Source organism: Microbacterium sp. HSID17254, assembly GCF_003989315.1.
In the GTDB taxonomy this organism is placed as follows: domain Bacteria; phylum Actinomycetota; class Actinomycetes; order Actinomycetales; family Microbacteriaceae; genus Microbacterium.
In genome coordinates this window covers 1-928 of record NZ_RBLT01000141.1, presented here as the reverse complement: position 1 = coordinate 928, position 928 = coordinate 1, and the positions used below count along the sequence as shown (strand labels likewise).

The following is a 928-nucleotide window of genomic DNA, read 5'->3' as shown; positions in this document are numbered from 1 at the left end:
TGCGCGGACGGCGGCAGCGTCGTCATCGCCGGCAACGGCGACTCCATCTACGGCCGGTTCATGACCGTCATCGGCCGCGCCGACCTGGGCGGCGACCCGGAACTGGTCTCCAACGCGGGCCGCTGGGCGCGCCGCGACGAGCTCGACGGCGCCATCGAGACCTGGACCCGCTCGTTGCCCCGCGTCGCGGTCCTCGCGGAGCTGGAGGAGGCGGGCGTCCCGGCCGGGCCGATCCACTCCGCCGCCGACATCGTCGCCGACGAGCAGTTCCGCGCCCGCGACATGGTCCAGTACTTCGACGTCGACACCGGCGGCGACGAGCCCGCCCGGGTCGGGTTCCCCGGCATCGTGCCGGTGCTCGACGGCCGTTCGGTCCCGGTCCGTTCGGTCGGGCCTGACCTGGGCGCCGACACCACGGACGTGCTCGGCGGGCTGCTCGGGTACACCGAGGACACGATCCGGGCCGCATCGGGGGAGGACGCATGAGACACCCTCTGTCAATCCTCGGGTCAGCTGGCCCTCCCGAGGGCTCTGTTCCGATTGGCGACGTGGACGCTCTCGTCGTAGAGCATCTGCTTGGTGAGGCAGTGCCAGAGGATCTCCAGCCAGCGATTGCCGAGTGTTCTCAACGCGTGGTGGTGGGGTTTACCTGCCGCCACCTTGGAGTCGTAGAACTCTCGGGCCCAACCGCTCTTGGTGAGGCTGCAGAAGGCCCATTGATGCACTGCGGCGCCGAGGAAGTGATTGTGAGCTCGGCGGCGGGTGACGGCGACCTCGCTTTTGTCCGACCGTCGCGCCACCTGGGCTTCCCCGGCCTACTACTGCCGCCCTGCAGGCGCGCCGCACTTCCCCATGTCTTCGCCGTCGTTGCTCGCGCGTCCAGCACGTGGACGTCGCACGCACCCTGGCCATCTCAGCATCGACAGGC

Annotated in this window: 2 protein-coding genes; one reads left to right on the top strand and one right to left on the bottom strand. The window is 69.9% G+C overall.

The window, feature by feature from the left end; translation table 11 throughout:
- The coding region (locus D8M34_RS18180; protein WP_148113101.1) for a CoA transferase at nt 1-486 on the top strand (486 nt) is incomplete at its 5' end.
- Nucleotides 487-509: 23 nt separating this feature from the next.
- On the opposite strand, the gene D8M34_RS18920 is transcribed toward D8M34_RS18180, so the two are convergent.
- Nucleotides 510-659: a hypothetical protein gene (locus D8M34_RS18920; protein WP_153245008.1), complete on the bottom strand. Its 150-nt coding sequence runs from the start codon at nt 657-659 to the stop codon at nt 510-512.
- Nucleotides 660-928: the final 269 nt, after the last annotated feature.